Below are 251 nucleotides of genomic sequence, written 5' to 3' on the forward strand. Positions count from 1 at the left end.
CTCTCGAGCTCGTCGAGGAAGCCCTGCCACCCCGCGAGGAGCCCCGCCTTCTGCTCATCCGTGAAGCCGGGCGCCTCCTGAGCGAAGCTCATGCGCGTGCCCTCCGGGGTCTCGGCGAGACGCACGACGATCGCGGCCTGCTCGGGTTCCGCGGGGCGGTCCGTGATCGTGAAGACAAAACGCTCGTTCGCGGCGACCTCGACGAACTCGCCCGCCCAATCGATCCCGTTCCCGTCGGGCAGGACCATCCG

General features: G+C 69.7%; 1 protein-coding gene. It reads right to left on the minus strand.

All coding sequences use genetic code 11. The features are described 5' to 3' along the window. On the minus strand, positions 1 to 251 hold a 251-nt coding region (locus SB660_RS22475), incomplete at both ends, for an SRPBCC family protein (protein ID WP_410584694.1).

Source organism: Bacillus sp. SIMBA_005 (assembly GCF_046535585.1).
In the GTDB taxonomy this organism is placed as follows: domain Bacteria; phylum Bacillota; class Bacilli; order Bacillales; family Bacillaceae; genus Bacillus; species Bacillus pumilus.